Annotated in this window: 10 protein-coding genes; 4 read left to right on the top strand and 6 right to left on the bottom strand. The window is 66.0% G+C overall.

Annotated features, from left to right (window positions below):
• The first annotated feature begins 294 nt into the window (after nt 1-294).
• Both VD972_RS24865 and VD972_RS24860 read left to right on the top strand, forming a co-directional pair.
• Nucleotides 295-915, top strand: coding sequence for a hypothetical protein (locus VD972_RS24865; protein WP_324991057.1), 621 nt, complete (start codon nt 295-297; stop codon nt 913-915).
• 106 nt (nt 916-1021) lie between these two features.
• The gene (locus VD972_RS24860; protein ID WP_324991056.1) at nt 1022-1537 is read left to right on the top strand and encodes a hypothetical protein; all 516 of its coding nucleotides are present in this window, start codon (nt 1022-1024) and stop codon (nt 1535-1537) included.
• 139 nt (nt 1538-1676) lie between these two features.
• On the opposite strand, the gene VD972_RS24855 is transcribed toward VD972_RS24860, so the two are convergent.
• Complete coding sequence (locus VD972_RS24855) at nt 1677-3338, bottom strand: mechanosensitive ion channel family protein (RefSeq protein ID WP_324991055.1); 1662 nt, start codon at nt 3336-3338, stop codon at nt 1677-1679.
• A gap of 139 nt (nt 3339-3477) precedes the next feature.
• Nucleotides 3478-5124 (bottom strand): NAD(P)/FAD-dependent oxidoreductase, encoded by a 1647-nt coding sequence (locus VD972_RS24850; RefSeq protein WP_324991053.1) that lies wholly within the window; start codon nt 5122-5124, stop codon nt 3478-3480.
• A gap of 420 nt (nt 5125-5544) precedes the next feature.
• On the opposite strand from VD972_RS24850, the gene VD972_RS24845 reads away from it, so the two are divergent.
• Nucleotides 5545-7275 (top strand): hypothetical protein, encoded by a 1731-nt coding sequence (locus VD972_RS24845; RefSeq protein WP_324991051.1) that lies wholly within the window; start codon nt 5545-5547, stop codon nt 7273-7275.
• A 252-nt stretch (nt 7276-7527) separates the two neighbouring features.
• Here VD972_RS24845 and VD972_RS24840 read toward each other — a convergent pair whose 3' ends face one another.
• From VD972_RS24840 to VD972_RS24825, 4 genes are all read right to left on the bottom strand, one after another.
• Complete coding sequence (locus VD972_RS24840; protein WP_324991049.1) at nt 7528-9093, bottom strand: PE-PPE domain-containing protein; 1566 nt, start codon at nt 9091-9093, stop codon at nt 7528-7530.
• 155 nt (nt 9094-9248) lie between these two features.
• Nucleotides 9249-12521, bottom strand: coding sequence for a pentapeptide repeat-containing protein (locus VD972_RS24835; protein ID WP_324991047.1), 3273 nt, complete (start codon nt 12519-12521; stop codon nt 9249-9251).
• Nucleotides 12522-12674: 153 nt separating this feature from the next.
• Entirely contained in the window at nt 12675-13223 is a 549-nt protein-coding gene (locus tag VD972_RS24830) for a GNAT family protein (RefSeq protein WP_324991046.1), read from the bottom strand.
• Between the two features lie 341 nt (nt 13224-13564).
• The gene (locus tag VD972_RS24825) at nt 13565-14386 is read right to left on the bottom strand and encodes an endonuclease/exonuclease/phosphatase family protein (protein WP_324991044.1); all 822 of its coding nucleotides are present in this window, start codon (nt 14384-14386) and stop codon (nt 13565-13567) included.
• A gap of 297 nt (nt 14387-14683) precedes the next feature.
• On the opposite strand from VD972_RS24825, the gene VD972_RS24820 reads away from it, so the two are divergent.
• Nucleotides 14684-16067: hypothetical protein (locus tag VD972_RS24820; RefSeq protein WP_324991042.1), on the top strand; the 1384-nt coding region annotated here is incomplete at its 3' end.

The raw sequence follows: 16067 nt of genomic DNA, 5'->3' as shown, positions 1-16067 counted from the left end.
ACAGAGGGGGTCTTGTGGCAATCCCCCGGTCGTGGCATACAGCTGGATGTAGCAAGGGGGAGATGTCGCGTCCCGCATGCGCCTCCCCGAAGCGAAACGCCCCCTCCAAAGCTCAATGCCACTCAGCTGAGCAAGATCGGGTCGCGGCACGGGCCGCTGCTCCGGAACGCACAAGCCACATCCCGTCCTGCCTGAGGTACGAACGCAGTGAGCCTCGAAGGCAGAGACGGGCCTCTCAACGACGAGACAGGTTCCACTACGCGAGGATGTCACTCAAGTGAGCTGCGCCAGGCGATGCGCCAGCGGCGAATCGATCTGCGCAAGTCGCTGCGGCTGACGGGGAGACAGGCGCGCGAGCGTCTCGACCAGATGCCGGCGGTTCGCCGCGCGCGAGCCCGGCGGCGGCTGCGGCGCGCGTTGGGCGTCGCGCTCCTGTTGGTGCTTGCATCCCTGGTGCGTTGCGAGTGTGAGCGGCCGTCTCCACCGGAGCTGCCGAAGGTCGAAGCGCAGGGTGCGGCGGAGATCAAGGTCGAGCGCCCTGTGCCGACGCCGCCCCGGCGGCAGCCCCTCCGTGCGCAGATCGAGCCTCAGGCTTGCGCCAGCTATCAAGGACCTGCGCGGGCTTCACCGGCCTGGATCGACGAGTTTCGCCTTCAGGTGGCCGCGCGGAGTCCAAGGCTCGCGCAGTGCTTCACGGGTTCCGACAGACCCGGCACCCTGCGCTGGACAGCCTCGGTGAATCCGCAGAGCGGCGCGGCTTCGGATCACGAGCTGGAGCCTGTAGGAGCCGGTGCGGAGCTGCGGCGCGAGCAGCGCGAGTGCGTCGTCCGCGCCCTCTCGAGTCCCCCCTACAGGTTGACCGCGCCACCCGAGGAGTCCTTGCCCGATCGCGTCAGTGTGGTGATCGAGTTCTAAATGGAGTCCTCTGAAGCAGCTTGCCGCCGAGCCCACGCTCGAGGCCCGCTGGCTCAACACCCTGTCGCTGCTGGAGTTCATAGGAGCCAGGAAGATCAGCCGCACAGTGGCTGACCGGCACCCGTCACTGGAAGTGCTCGCACACCTCGCGGACGAGACGCGACATGCCCTGGCCTTCAAGCGGTTGGCGTGCGAGGTGGCAGGCACCGAGGTCTCCGAGGATCTCTGCCCCCAGGAGGCGACGACGTGGTTCCAGACATTGGACCGCGAGCTGGCCACGTGGACCACGCAGGCCGTGGGCCGCGAGGACGTCCGGCTGAACTATCTGCTGACCACGACGCTGGTGGAGCAGCGGGCCATGGTTCTGTACCCGCTCTACAAAGCCGCCACGCACCACGCCGCAGTTCGCGCCGAGCTGGGCAGGGTCGTCACCGAGGAGCAGTCACACCGGCGCGACATCGAGGAGACCTGTCTGCGGTTGCTGGCCCAGGCCGGAGCGCCGGACCTCTCCGGGCCGAAGGCCTTGGAGGAGCGGCTCTTCGACGGGTTCCTCACCGCGCTGGAGAATGGGCCGGGAGGCTCGCGGGCCGCCGGCAACGCACCCGAGCGGAGCGCCAGCTGAGCGGCCTGTAGCCCGGTCCGAGCAGAGGTGGGAGCGCGTCGGTCCGGCGCTGCGCCTGGCACTCTGGGGCTGGACTGCTTATCCATCCAGATCCAGACCTGCAGCTCCAGGTGGGAGGTTGGGAGGAGCTTGCCCCGGCTCACGAGGAGGCTGGGGCGGCCTTGGGGGCACTCGCCGACGGTGCGTCCCCGGAAAGCTCGATGCCGATGGACTTGGGGTAGGGAATCTCCAGGTTGTTCTCGCGGAAGCCCTCCACCAACAGCCTGTGCAGCATCCTCTTGACTTCGAAGTGCGTGCCGGGCGCCACCTTCGTCTCGATGCGGACTCGCAGGCAGCTCTCGTCAATCGTCTCGATCCCCATGACCTTGGGAGGCTCAATGGTCTTCTCCGGGAGCAGCCCCGGCAACTTCGCGCTGACATCGGCGATGACCTGGAGCGCCTTCTTCAGGTCATCCTCGTACGCGACGCTCATGTCCACCACGGCCAGTGTCCACCCCCGGCTGTAGTTGATGACGTTCTTGATCTCGCCATTGCGCAGGATGTGCAGGCGCCCGTAGCGATCGCGGATGCGCGTGACGCGGGGTGTGATCTCCTCCACCATGCCCTCGGAGTCCCCGATCCGGAGGTAGTCTCCAATCAGGATCTGGTCCTCGAAGAGGAGGAAGATGCCGCTGATCAGATCCTGGACGATCGCCTGGGACCCCAGCCCCACCGTGAGGCCCACAATCCCAGCGCCTGCGAGGATCGGTGTGGGATCGATGCCCAGATCGCTGAGGACCATCATGCAGACACAGAAGTAGATGACGTACTTGCTGATGCTCTGGAGCAGGTTGACGAACGTGCTGCGCCGCCGCTGCACGTCGTCAGCGACGGACGCGCCGGTCGAGGCGAGCCGTGAGACCATCACGCGGCTGAGCTCGACGACCACGCTGGCGGCAAAGAACATCGAGACGATGCGGATCAGCACCGGCCCATAGGGCGCGAACGACTCCAGGGACTGGAACCTGCGCACGATGAGGGTCGCTGCCGAGATGTAGATGATCGCCTCGAAGCTCTTCTGCCCCACGGGCAGGAGCCTGCGCAGGGCCGCATAGTACTCCCCCAGCAGCGTGCCCTGGCTCTTGTCTGCCGAGGACTCGATCAGCCGCTGAGACAGGAAGTAGAGGAGGACCACGAGCGCCCGCCCACCGGTGACGATGAGCAGGATGTACAAGGAAGTGGTGATGAACCACTCCACGGGCGCTGGCACCCCCAGGGCCGCGACCGCCACGTTCGCCACGGCGTTGGCCAGTGCGAGGTTGATGACGGAGGGCAGGTGCGTCAGGAACTTCTCGACGTGGACGCGCTGCGTCTCCGGGAGCTGGCGCTCTTGGAGCGCCTCCTCGACCCGGCCCATCAGGCGCCGGCCGCTGCGCTGCAGCACGTAGAAGCCGAGGAGCAGCAGGCTCATCAGGCCTACGCTCCGCCCCAGGCTCTTGAGAACCTCGGGGGTCACCTCCGCGAGCAGTGAGTCGACCTGCGGCTGCAGATCCCCTCTCCTCCACAACGTGTGGCCGAGAAGCCCGATCCCCAGGATGACGATCAGGGAGGAGAGGACGACGGCCGACAGCCGCGCTCTCTTGTAGAGGCCCTCACCGAAGGCAACGAGGGTCTGGATGCCGCTCGCGCGGATGCCCTGGTAGACCAGGAAGCTCGAGATGACGAGCACTGTCCAGATTGCGAGCAGGGCCACCAGAGTGATGGCGCCCACGAGCATGGCGTTGTTCAGCTCGGGAGTATCAGCGAGACGGGAAGTCACCATGTCTGGGAATATAAAAGAGAGAGACGTGACAAGTGGAGGCCACAGCGGCCGAAGAGCCGAGCGGTCGGTACGAGCAGGCAGCAGGAGGCCCTCTGCAGGGCCTCCTGGTTGAAGCGCTGGAACATCAGGTGAGAAAGCCTTACGGGCTCGAGGGCTCTTCTGCCTCCAGGCTCTCGAGGATTGCACGCGCGTTGCGCAGGCCCGCCTCATGGGCCCCGGCGAACGAGCCGTTGAACATGGGCCTCGAGGTGGCCTCACCCCCGAAGTACAGGCGCTTGATGCAGCCTTCCTCCGTCGGCTCCTGCTGCCGGGAGAGATCGTAGGAGCAGATCGCCTTGCCCAACTCCTCGCGCATGGTCCAGGCCCCCGGCAACGCCGCGGAGTAGGCCCCCAGCGTCCAGGGCTCCAGGCTCCACCGCGTGAGGTAGATATCCGCCTTGTCAAAAGCCTGGGCGATGTCGAGGGGAGGCGCCGAGGGCTCGGCCCCCGCAATGGCCCCCGAGCGGTACATCCGGCTCAGGGCCGCCTTGGCCCTCTGAACGGGCTCCTCGTCGCAGGGCTGGCGCGCGGGGGGCAGGGGCTTGTCACCCATGGCGCTCGCGCACTTCTGCTCGTACTGCCGCGCCTGCTCTCCGCCGTAGAACCCGATGGCGATGTTCTTGCCGAGCGGCTTGATGACGAAGGCCATGACGGAGTTATCAGGCGCCTGGTAGAGGACCCACGAGTTGGGCAGCGTGTCTCCCATGAGGTTGGGCTGGTCCTTGAAGTCGATGATGACCTTCTGCATGTTGCCCATGGGCAGCCCGTCGATGGCGGCCTGCTTGCTGGGCGGCAGCGGCGGCTCGAACTGGATCTTCTTTGCCTGGAGGACACCGGTGGAGACGGTCACCAGCGCCTTGCGGGCCTGATAGCTCTTCCCGTTCTTCACCTCGAGGACTACCCCGTCGTCACGGTAGGTAACCTTCGTCACGGGGGAGTTGAGGCAGACAGGCTCGCCCTGGCCAAAGGCCTCGACGAACGTGCCCATGCCCTCCTTGAGGAGATCATCGGGCCCCGCCTCAAACTCGGCGGCGTCCACCGTGGAGTTGCGCGAGGTCTCCACCGCGCTCTCCAGGGGCCCGACGTTGCCCTCGAACAGGAAGCGGAAGGCGGAATCCTTGGGCAGAGCGTTCGAGACCTCGTCGTTGGCGATCTTCTCCAGTTGCTGGCAGAGCGCGTCCCGCTCCGGGTTCTTGGGTGCGTTGCCCTCGGCGGTGCCCCGGCACTCCTTCAAGACGCGCTGCCACAGGCCGGCCTCCACCAGGCGCTGCTCAAAGCCTTCGTACTCCAGGCCGTACTGCTCGGCCTGAGCGCCCGAGAGGGTGGTCACCTCGGTGCCATTGTCGAGGTAGATGGGGCCTTCCAGCTGGGTGGCGACGCGTTCGAAGCCCATGGCGTCCGCCATGCCGGTGAGCGGATTGACCGTCACCCCGTGAATCCAGGCGCCCCCCAGATCGATGGGCGGCCCCTTCTTCAGGGTGTTGCCGCGGCCACCCATGCGGTCGGTGGCCTCGAGAATGAGGACGTTGTTGCGGCCCGCGCGCCGGAGCTCCTTGGAGGCGGTGAGACCGCTGAAGCCCGCTCCGACGATGATGACGTCATACCCGGTGGTCTTCGCGCAGTCCGCCACCGCTGGCGGGGGAACCTTGCGCCCTCGCGCGCCCGTGGTGACGCACCCTGCAGGTAACAAGAACAGAACCGCAGCCCAGGTCATGAAGTGGGCCTTCCGCACCTCAAACACAGTCATCTCGATCAGCTCCTTCGCTCGGGTTCACCGCGCGCCATTCGGCCCATGCCGGAAATCGATGCACCAATGATCCAGATGTGGCTCCCTGCAAAGGGTGTTCCCTCATGGAGGAGGGGGGCAAGAGCGGCTCCCTCAACCGCCGCCTGCGAGCGCTGACACGTCAATGACATGTCATTGACATGTCATTGACGTGTCAGCGCGCTCCCGGGTTTTGAATGCTCCCCGCCCCCGTCGTGGCGCGCTGCCACCTTTCACGAGGCCTCCCGCCCGAAAACGGCGCTCGACCGGGCCGGAATACGCAGGCTCTCGACCTGCGGTATGTCGCTTGCACGACAGCTCGCCAGGGATCGTGGAACCGCTCCCGCGGCCCGCAACATTGCGTAGGTGAGAGCAGAACCGCTGGACTGGAGAACACCCAAGATGAAGAAAGCACTGGTCTGTGGAATTGTTTCGGCATTGCTGTTCGGAGGAGGCGGCGAGGCGAGGGCTGAGGAGCCGCTGTACTCCGAGCGCAACGGCATCGGGCTGAAACCGAAGCCGACGACGGCGGGGCCGGTATCCGGCCAGGGGGTGACGGTGGATCCTCGCCGCTCGCTGGCAGTGACGGAAAAGGCCATCCTGTCGAAGTTCCTCTTGAAGGATGTGTTGGACAAGCTCGCCCTGCAGAACGGGAATACGGGGCTGACGAGCGCGCAGCTGTTCCGCCAACTGTGGGACACGCAGAACCCGTCAGGCAAGGGCCAGGCAGACCTGACTGCTGTCACCTCCTACCCGCGCTGCTCGGACAACGCGAACAAGCTCAATGGCTTTCCCTACGCCTGCCGCGAGGCCGAGGGCGCCCAGGCGAGCCCCACGTCGGCCATCACCATGGACAGTTATCAGGCGGTGGGCCTGTTCAACCGCTTCGACCTGATGGACGTAGAAGGGGCGGTAGAGTGCGGTGAGTACCGCATTGTCTTCGCCAAGAAGGATCCCACGGCGGGTCGCAACTTCATCATCTTCGAGGGGGCGCTGTCCCTCCCACCTGCAGGTTGGCCCTTGGGCCACGAGGGCTGCCGGCCGGTGGCCAAGTTCTGGGCAGACCTGACGAACGACCCGGACGTCAACTCGCGCGCCACCAAGCTCAAGAACTTCTACTTCAACGGGTTGCCGGGCTTCTTGCCGGTCATCCATGTGAAACACTATGGCGTTGACAATCCCATGGGCCAGGTGCGCACCAACCAGTTCATTGCGCCGACGTGGATGCTGCGCGAGTTCAAGCTTGCTCGCAATTGCCCCACCTCCACCACGTGCACGCTGAAATTCGTACCGCAGACGGCGAAGAACACCCCCGCGGGCAGCCTCTTCAACCCCAACAACACCAGCACGCTGGCCAAGAGCTTCCAGGCGCACCTGGTGACCCAGGTGAAGGCGCTGGCCGAAAAGGATGTCAACCGGTTCCACTATCTTGTGCTGAACCAGTTCAACATGGGCCAGAGCGACGCGCAGACAACCCCCAGCACGGAGGATGATTATGTGACCCAGTTCAAGACCGTCACCACGAGCACCTTCCGCACCAATATTGTGAACGAACTGAAGCGCATCGGCAGCACACTGACGCCCGAGGATATCGTCGCCCGCGCTCAGGCGCTCTCGTGCGGCGGTTGCCACCGGCGCAGCGGCGGAGCCCCTATGGGCGGCTTCAACTTCCCCAGCCCCGCCGGCTTCGTGCACAGCAGCGACAAGGATGACCCGGCGGACACCACCCGCTACCAGCTGTCCTCGGCACTGGTGGACACTTTCTTGCCTCAGCGCAAGGCGGTGCTCGAGCACTTCCTCAACACGCCCGCCCTCAACTCGCAGTTCACCTCCCAGTCAGTGCCCTCCACGGCCACGCCGGGCCAGACCTTCCCGGTGAAGATTACGGTGAAAAACCTGGGCACCCGGCTCTGGCAAAAGCCCGACGCCACACTCATCCCAGTGTCCAGCCAAAAATGGGGCGTCCCCAAGGCAGATGTGAATACGAAGGTGTTTCTCGAGAAAGAAACGACCTTCACCTTCAACGTGGTGGCGCCGACCGTGCCTGGCACCTATCCCTTCCAGTGGCGCATGGCTCTCAACGGGGGGGGCTTCGGTCCCAGTAGCACGCTGGTCAACATTATCGTGAAGTAAGGCGCCTGGCTCGGGGCGCTCCCTCAAGCGGGAGCGAAGCCGAACGAGTATGGCCCTGGCCCCCCACGGGGACTCATCCTGTGGGGGAAGAGCAGGCCATTTTGCTCTCGCCTTGCTGTGGGTTCGATTCCCGCCGCCTTCAGCATCTGCTGCTACGCCGCATCGGCCACTGCCCGCTCAGCCTGCGCCACATCAGCTCCCGAGCGCCCCTTCGCAGGCCGGGAACTGGATTCCTGAGTCCTTCGGAGCGCCTCAGGTGTACGAGCCAGGCACCCTGCCGCTCAAATACTTCTCGGCGTTGGCGAAGGCCCGTTGGTAGTCCTCGGGGGCACCGGAGCGGACGGCGTGTTCCCCGAGCGCTCGGAGCCAGTCCTCCTGACGCTTTGGCTGCGGCTGCAGGCTCTGCACGTTGTTCAGGAGGAGGGAGAGGGCATAGCTCGGATCCTCGGTACCCTCGGTGATGGCCTTGAAGAGCCCCGCCGCGCTGTCGCCCTTGAGGCCGAAGGTCTGCGCCATGTCCACGAAGCTGCGCATGATCAACCCATTGCCCTCGTGCCGCGTGAAGAGGAACGGATGGGTGCGCGCCAGATCGTGGATCTGCGCGCTGGACAGCCCCAGCTCCTGCGACAGCTCCTTCACGCGGCGAGAGTCCGCCTTGGCGATCACCGCCTGGAGATCGGGCGGTGCGGAGCTCACGGTGTGGTTCCAGTCCTGCACTCGAGCGTGCTCGGCCAGGTAGTGCTGCAGGCCGTGCACGCCGTCCGGGCTGAGCAGGTCCGCGCCCGGCGCGCCCGCATCCTCGAACTCGTGCACGCGAGCGCCCCGGCCTGCGTGGCCGAAGAAGCCGTTCAAGCCGCCCAGGCCCGCGAAGTTGGGCACCGGGTCCTTCGAGTTCACGTAGTGATCGTAGCTGGGCCCATCCGGGAAGTTGGCGCCCGCGCCGGCAAACGTCGTGACCTTGATCTGCCCCATCATCCGGTCGAGCGCGCGCCGGTTCTCATCACCCACGACGGGCAGGTGGCCCAGCACTCCGCCCGTGTCGTTGTAGAGCCGGTCCCGCACCTGGTGCAGCGCGCGCGCGGTGATGGCCGCACCCTGGCTGTAGCCCGTCACGCTCACCTGGCGCCCCGCCTTCACGTCCTCGTAGATGGCGTTCGCGAGCGTGTCGGCCGCCGGGTTGCTGCTGCCCTCCGTGAGGAGCACATCATTGGTGGCCTGCACGAAGTCGGCGGCCTCGCCTTCGGTGGCGTTATAGATGAGCACCACGTTGGTGCCCGTAGCGTTGGCGATCTTCTGCGCCTCGCCGTCGGCCTGGATGCTCACCTCGTTGTTCTGGAAGGAGCCGTCCGCACCTCGCGGGCGGTCGTCGGTGGCTTCGGTGAGGATCCCGTTGACGTAGTACTGTGTCGGCGCGGGCTGTGCCACGGGCGGGTTCGGCTTGAAGGGCGGCACCTCAGACGCCTTGAACTTGTCCGGCGGGTACGCGTAGCCGTCCGCACCAATGTACATGCCGTCATACGTCTTGGCCGGCTTTGAGCGATCAACGAGCAGCGCGTGCTGAGCCCGCCGTGTGGCGAAGTCATCCCCGGGCGCGGTGGCCGCTTGGGCCGCCACCTCTGCAGGAGCCGCAGCCGGAGATGCAGCGCGAGCGGTCGACACGGGGCTCGCGTCGAACCCGTCGACGACCGGGCTGGAGGACTTCGCCTGGGGCGCTGGCGGCACCTGGGACGCTGGCGGCGCCGGGACAGGCTGGGGCGGCGGGGGGGGCTGGGGCTGAGAGACCTTGAGGGGATTGTGCTTCTGGAGATTGAGTCCCATGGATTCCTCCGGGGTTGATGGAGGAGGTGTAAGGCAAGCGCCATGCCATCAGCCCCCAGAGGGAGCGCAGCCGAGGGGGCGTTCAAAGGCTGAGCGGGTTGTTCAATCTTTGAGCAAGCTGTTCGAAGGCGGAGTTGAGCAGCGCTACCGCTTCGTCATCGACGCGGCGACCCTGTGAGCCCTGGCCAGCGGGTGTGCTCGTCTTGGAGGACGCCCTCCAGCATCGCGCCCTGCAGGCGAGCCTGGCTCAGGTCGACGCCACGCAGGTCAGCGCCACGCAGGTCTGCGTGCTCCAAAGAAGTCTGGACCAGGGTGGCTCCCGCGAGGTTCGCGCCGCGGACAATGGCATCACGGAGCTGCGCGCCGCTCAGGTCCGCTCCCGTCAGGTCCGCTCCCGTCAGGTCCGCCCCCTGAAGGCGGGCATGCATCAGCTTCGCGAAACGCAAGTCCACCTCCTGCAGGCAGGCCTTGCGCAGGTAGTTCGTTCGCACGGAGTACAGCGGCGAGCTCACTTCGGGGTTGCGGAACAGGCTGCGCAGAACGATGTAGGGCGCCGGAAGCAAGGAGAGGCTGAGGACGATCAGGGGCAGGGGAGCGTCGAACGCCACCATCACAAGGTCTCGGTTCTCCGGCAGCAGGATCAGAGAGGAGGCAAGCGCGGCGACCACCACGAGCGGCCCGAAGGTCGCAATCAGGCGCAGGCTCAATCCCCCCACTCCTTTGCGCTGCGCGATGAGAATGAGCCGATCGGAGAGCGCCGCCATGATGAGGGTCATCGTCGTGACGAAGACGCAGAGCAGCAGCGCCAGGAACTCTCTTGAATCAAGGAACACTCCCCGATTCACCAAGAGCGCCATGGCACAAGCTCCGCCATAGGTGGCAATGACCAGGCCTCGCTCGAGGAGAGTCCGTGGAACGGAACCGAGGGGGTCAAGCAGTCTGCCACCGGAGACGCTGAACGCCACGAGCAGCTCTGAGGCTCCCGCGAGAGCGGAGGTCCCCAGGACGAGCATCGCGGCGGGTCCAGCGAAGTCGAAGAAGGATGTTGCTGGCCAGAAGACGAGAGAAGCCAGCAATACCAACACCAGGAGCGCGGTGGTCCCCAGGCTGCTGAGGATGAGATTGCGGAACCCCTTCTCTCTCAACGCCTCGAAGGCACGCAGGAAGAGGCGAGGCTTCTCTCCAGAGAGGTTCGCGTGCGTCAACCTCGCGCCCTTGAGGTTCGCGCCATCGAGCATCACCCGTTCCAGCCGGAGCCCGGACAGATCGATGCCCGCAAGGTGCTGGCGGAGGCTCCGGATGCGCTTCCCGGCGGCCTCTCTGTTCTGTGCCTGGCACTTGCGGCTCAGGCCCAACAGCAACCCATCGCTCTCGTCCGCGCGGAGTGAGGCCCCCTTGCGCCGCTCCACGAGCCGGAGGAAGAAGCGCTCCTGGCGCAGATCGTAGTTGGGTGTCCCAGCGGAGATGTCGCTGCCCCAGCGCATCAGCAGGCTCGCCACCACGGGAAGCTCCCACGATGGGCGTAGGAACCCGAAGCCACTCGCGCCATGAACGGCGCGCAGATAGTCCATGAGCAGCCGGTGGATGCGGAACACTCCCTCCGCCTGCCGCTCCACGAGCCCGTGATCCAGCAGCAGCTCCACGTACCGGCGGGTCCGTGAGAGGTCGCCTGTGCCGGAGACGTGATGGGCCGCCTCGAGAGACCAGCCCAGGGGAGACTGGGAGGCGGTGGAGATCAGGAACGGGTAGGCACCGCCCCGGGGAAGGGCCTGGATGGACACCTCGAAGCAATCCGCCAGGGACGCTGGGACGTGGGTGAGGGCTGGCAGTGGGCTGTGCTGATGGCCCGTGTCCCGCATCCTCCTGAGGATCGTGGCTGGCGCGAGCTGGGGATCCCGCTTCAAGAGCGAGGCGATGAGCCGCAGGGCCAGCGGGTGGTCTCCCACCGAGTCCAGGAGGCTCTCCAGCTTCTCCGTACGGGCGTCAGCACCCAGCTCCTTCCGGAGATACGCGACACTGGCTGGGCGGGGCAGGGCGCCCAGGTCGATCCGGCTCATTCCCTCTTGCGAAGCGAGCGCCGTCTGCCGCGTGGTGATGAGCATCGCCGCGAACGAGAAGCCCTGGAGCATCGGGCGGAGCGTCTTCTCGGTATCGACGTTGTCGAGCACCAGCAAGCAGCGCCCGAGGAAGCGCTCTCTCTGCGCCAGATCACGGCGGACGAGCCCGAGCACCTCGTCAAGGGAGGTGTGCAGGGGAAGGGGAGCGCTGCCAAGCTCCACCGCCCACCTGCGAAGCACCTGGAGCAGGACCTGCGCTGGATTGGTATTCGCCCCGCGCTCGCCCACGTCGCTGTTGGTGCCGAGATCGGCCCAGAGGATACCTCCAGGGAAGCTCGAGGCGTGGCGCTCGGCGAAGACCATGGCGAGCGCCGTCTTGCCAATGCCCCCGATGCCCCGCAGCCCCACCACGGCCGCCCGCCCAGGTGCTTCGTGGGAGCGCTCCACCAGGTGTTCCCGCAGACGCTCGAGCTCCTCGTCCCGGCCCTCGAAGGTCATGCCCGAGAAGGAGGGAGGCGCGGGAAGGGCCGGGAGCGCCGGAGGCTGTGCGGCAAGTGGAGGAGCCTGGGCCACAGGAAGCGCTGCGGGGGCGATGAGCCCACTGCGGATCAGCCCCACGGTGTAGGCAGCCGCCACGGCACAGGCGTACTCGCGCCACCTTCGAACCTCCGCGGAGCCTTTCTGCTCGTCCGCGAGATCAGAGACGCCGCGGACCATCAAGAAGCGAGGACGCTCCTGGGTGTTGTGCAGCGCCAGGGCCACTCCTCCCCCTTCCATCTCCACGCCCACCAGCTTGTCCCAGGTCTCCAGGTGGAGCTGGAGGGCCTGGGCGTCGGCGATGACGTCTCCGCCAGAGAGGATGACGCCGATGCGGCGGCGTGGCAGGCCCGCACCGGGCCGTTGCAGCGTCAGCAGGTCCTCCCAGCCGTGCGGGAAGTTGAAGGCCGCATCGAGCAGGTCCGCATCCGCACGATGGACCTCCCAGCGGATCTTCCGCCGCTCCGGAGTCTGCTTCCCCTGGGTGGAGTCCGCGAGCTGACTGGCGACCAACACGTCGCCGAGCTCGGCCATGGAGCCAACCCCCCCTGCGATTCCCACCATCAGCACGTGGCGGGGATGCCAGCGGTGCACCGCGGAGCTCGCCTGGGTGGCCGCCTGGACGGGGCCCATGCCCACCAGGCTGGTCACCAGAACGCGGTAGACGGCGCCGTCCGAGCGCGCGGAACGCACCTGCGCTTCGTAATAGGTATGCGGGTCCTGGCCATCGCGCTCGAGCAGCCGGTGGCCCGCAAGCAAAGTCAGGACTGCAGCTCGCTCTTCCTCGAGAGCGGTGATGATCAGGAAGTCGACGATGGGCACGGTGGGTTGCATTCAGGTCGGTTCTTGAGAGCCACCTCTCGAATGAAGTGAGACGGCGAGGTGGAGAAAGATGCAGAAAACCGATGGGGTCACCGCTGAACCAGCCCTCGGGCTGAAAAGCCCATCAATTTCAAACACCTACCTGTCGAGGATCCACCCTCCCAGCTACCGGCGCTGGCGGGTGGCCCACTCGTGGTCGAGGATGGCGTGGATGAGCGAGTCACACCACTCACCCTTGACGAACACGTTCTCCCGGAAGTGCGCCTCCCGACGCATGCCGAGCTTGCGCTGCACCTTCACGGAGGCCTCGTTGCGTGGATCGCAGTCTCCCCACACGCGGTGCAGACCCAGCGCTCCGAAACCGAAGTCCAGTATCGCCTCGGCGGCCTCGGGGATGTAGCCCTTGCCCCACACGGAGCGGTTGGCGACGTACCAGAGCACGCCCTCGCGCTGCTCGACGTCCACCACCTTCAGCCCACAGCGGCCAATGAGGCGCCCGTCCTCCCGGAGCACCACGGTGAGATCATAGATGCGCCGGGGTGACTCGCGTGCCATGGCCATGGAGTCCTGGACTTTCTTGCGGCTCTCCTCGGGCGTGCGGACGCCAGAGGACTGGTAGCGGACGACGTCCGGATCGGACTCGTACGGCCAGGTGGCGTGCCAGTCTTCCTCGTCGAACTCACGCAGGCGCAGACGGGGGGTGAGCAGCTCCATGGTGCCTCTCAGCCCAAGGCAGTGCGGCCAGAACGTCAAGCACCAAGGACCTGGGCCCTGGGCCTGGGGAGGCTCTGCGCAGCTCCGGGGGTCAGGCATTGAGAACAGGCTGGGCATCAAGCAGGCACACGCGCTATGACTCGTCTCAAAGCTGCAAAGCAAGAAAGGTCGTAGAGATGCGCATGCTTCCCCTTGACCTTCTCGGAGCACTCTCGTGCCTTCTTGTCTCCGCCTGTTCATCTCCCGGTCCAGAGGCCGTCGTTCCGTTCGTCATGGCCCAGGAGACGGTGAGCTTCTCCTTGCCCTAGTTCAGGCCAGGGCTCCCGGCTGAGGCGGGGACTTCAACATCCAGGCGAGGGAGACAGCTGAACGTCCGCCATCACAGCGAAGTGGTCCGACGGGAACTGTCCCAGGTCATCGGGTTGATCCAGCACCACCCGGCACGAGCGCACCTCCCCCCGTCCGTTCGACTCGATGGACGACACGAAGATGAAGTCCATCCGGCGGTCGTTCTCGAGCCAGCGCCACCGCCGTGTGAGCGGGTTTCGCTTGGCCCAGGTCTCCCCGGATGCATCCTCGATGGGATGCACGCGTGCGTAAGCGTCGTGCAGATAGGCGCGCCTGCCCTCGAGCGTATGCCGGCCTCGGAGGAAGCGGATCTCATCGTGCTCGGGCGTGGCGTTGAAGTCACCAGCGATGAGCGCGGGAAGCTCGCGGACCTGCGCTCGAACGATGTCCGTCAGCGCCACAACCTGTTGCTCGCGCATCACGCCGTTGTCGGGGTGGTGGTCCAGATGCGTGTTGAAAAGGCCCAGGGGTCCTACGGGGGATTCGAGAACCACCTGCAGGACGATTCGACCGCCCTCCGCCGAGGGAAGCGGCCACACGCGATGCTCACGGATGGGATGGCGTGAGAGAACGGCGAGCCCCTCCTGAACACCGTCGGCTTCGCCCTTCGCACGGGCCCAGAGGTGCTGGTAACCGAGCCGCTCCGCCAGTGCCGCGGCCTGGTTCGGAAGACGACCCTCGTGCTCGCACACCTCCTGGAGCGCCACCGCATCCACGGAGAGGTCCGCGAGTCCACGGCCGATGAGCTCCATCCGTCGCTCGATGGGCTCGCCCATTCCCATGAGGTTCAACGTCACCACGCGGAAGATCTCCATGCGCGAGAAGTCTTATCCAGACCCGCCCCGCAGGAGTCAGCTTGACGTGAGCGCAGTTCGTGAAGTGAACATCTCCTGGACGGCGAGCGCACTGCAAGCCGACGGTAGAGAGGGCGAGCCGAACCTGTCCAGCAGGATGGCTGCCACCAAAGTGGTACAGGCGCTCAAAGCTTTCTCACGTATAGCCATTGCCCAGATCCGGTGGATCGATTCCAGGCGCTGAATGGGCATTGAGCAAACTTGGCAACTCCTGCTGGGCCTCCAGCGAGGGCCCGGCTCACAGTGAGGAGCGCGGTGATGAGAGTCAATAAATTTGGTGCGGTGATTCCACAACAAGCACTCGAGAAGCCAGCAACTCAGCAGAGCCGGGCGACGAGCCTGCCCACTGCTCTGGGAGGCTTTGAGCCGTCCCGTCCCGGCCTCCACGGCGACAACTTCACCCGAGGCGCCAACCCCATGCTGGGCGCCCTGGGCGTGGGCATGGATCCCAGCTTCATGCGCGGCGGCCCGAATGCCATGCAGAGCCGTCCGCTGGATGTGTTTGGCGGCGCGCTCATGTCCAGCATGAGGCAGACGGGGCTCCGCCCCAACCTGCTCCAGTTCCAGTCGCAGATCATGGCCGCGATGCTGCAGCAGATGCTGGGCCAGATGATGTCGCAGCTCATGGGCCAGATGGGAGGGGGGATGCAGATGCCCGGCAGCGGCTTCCCTCTTCCGGGCACCAGCCCCTATGGGGGACCGGGGGGGGCTCCTCATGGCAACCCGTATGGTGGCGGTCCGGTGGGTGGCAACCCGTATGGTGGCGGTCCAGTGGGTGGCAATCCGTATGGTGGCAACCCGACAGGTGGCAACCCGACAGGTGGCAACCCGACAGGTGGCATCGTTCCGCCGGACTTCGTGCCCGTGGGCTTCGCTCCTACCGGCAATCTCCCGATCCCCGCCGACCGCCGCGAGTTCGAGAGCTACCTCTCGGCGGCCACCCGCAAGGGGCAAGGGCAGAACGGCAACATCGCTCAGGCGGATGCCGTGGGGGGCACGCGCTTCGCCCAGGTCGCCAACGGCGATCTGTTCGACGCGGCCATCGCCCGCAACTACGCCTACCAGTTCGCCGCCAAGGCCAAGGGGTATGACGCCAGTACGTCGAACGGCCTCGCGGATGGTGCCAACGCCTTCTACCGCATGAACCAGTCGGCGCAGGTCTTCATGCAGGTCGCCTCCGTCTACAAGGGCGACCTCGAAGGGGGGGCCAAGAACTACGACAACGGCAAGCTGAAGGACCTGCTCCAGGCGAAGGGGTACGATGGGGTCAACCGCGCGGGTGTCGGCACCACCGACATCGAGACCCTCGGCGCCGTGGCCGATGCTCTCGACAAGGGCGTCGTCACCCTGGATGAGGTCATGAAGAGTGGCTCCATCCAGGACTCGGCGAAGTACCAGAAGGTCATCGACTTCGTGCAGAACGGCAAGTTTGCTGAGCTGCTCGGGAAGTACGACTCGACCCCGTTCCAAGGGGACAATGTTGGAACCGGTGGCACTGGCAGCGCTGGCACTGGCAACGCCGGCAACGCCGGCAACGCTGGCAACGCTGGCAACGCTGGCAACGCTGGCAACGCTGGCAACGCTGGCAACGCTGGCAACGCTGGCAACGCTGGCAACGCTGGCAACGCTGGCAACGCTGGCA

This window comes from Hyalangium sp. (assembly GCF_035629615.1).
Taxonomy (GTDB): Bacteria; Myxococcota; Myxococcia; order Myxococcales; family Myxococcaceae; genus Hyalangium.
This window is presented reverse-complemented; position numbering and strand designations above follow the sequence as displayed.

What these genes read in the sequence shown, in the direction of transcription:
- VD972_RS24840 (WP_324991049.1), bottom strand. Translation starts at nt 9,093, where the DNA reads ATGGGACTCAATCTCCAGAAGCACAATCCCCTCAAGGTCTCTCAGCCC.
- VD972_RS24825 (WP_324991044.1), bottom strand. Translation starts at nt 14,386, where the DNA reads ATGGAGATCTTCCGCGTGGTGACGTTGAACCTCATGGGAATGGGCGAG.
- VD972_RS24850 (WP_324991053.1), bottom strand. Translation starts at nt 5,124, where the DNA reads ATGACTGTGTTTGAGGTGCGGAAGGCCCACTTCATGACCTGGGCTGCG.
- VD972_RS24865 (WP_324991057.1), top strand. Translation starts at nt 295, where the DNA reads ATGCGCCAGCGGCGAATCGATCTGCGCAAGTCGCTGCGGCTGACGGGG.
- VD972_RS24845 (WP_324991051.1), top strand. Translation starts at nt 5,545, where the DNA reads ATGAAGAAAGCACTGGTCTGTGGAATTGTTTCGGCATTGCTGTTCGGA.
- VD972_RS24855 (WP_324991055.1), bottom strand. Translation starts at nt 3,338, where the DNA reads ATGGTGACTTCCCGTCTCGCTGATACTCCCGAGCTGAACAACGCCATG.
- VD972_RS24830 (WP_324991046.1), bottom strand. Translation starts at nt 13,223, where the DNA reads ATGGAGCTGCTCACCCCCCGTCTGCGCCTGCGTGAGTTCGACGAGGAA.
- VD972_RS24835 (WP_324991047.1), bottom strand. Translation starts at nt 12,521, where the DNA reads ATGCAACCCACCGTGCCCATCGTCGACTTCCTGATCATCACCGCTCTC.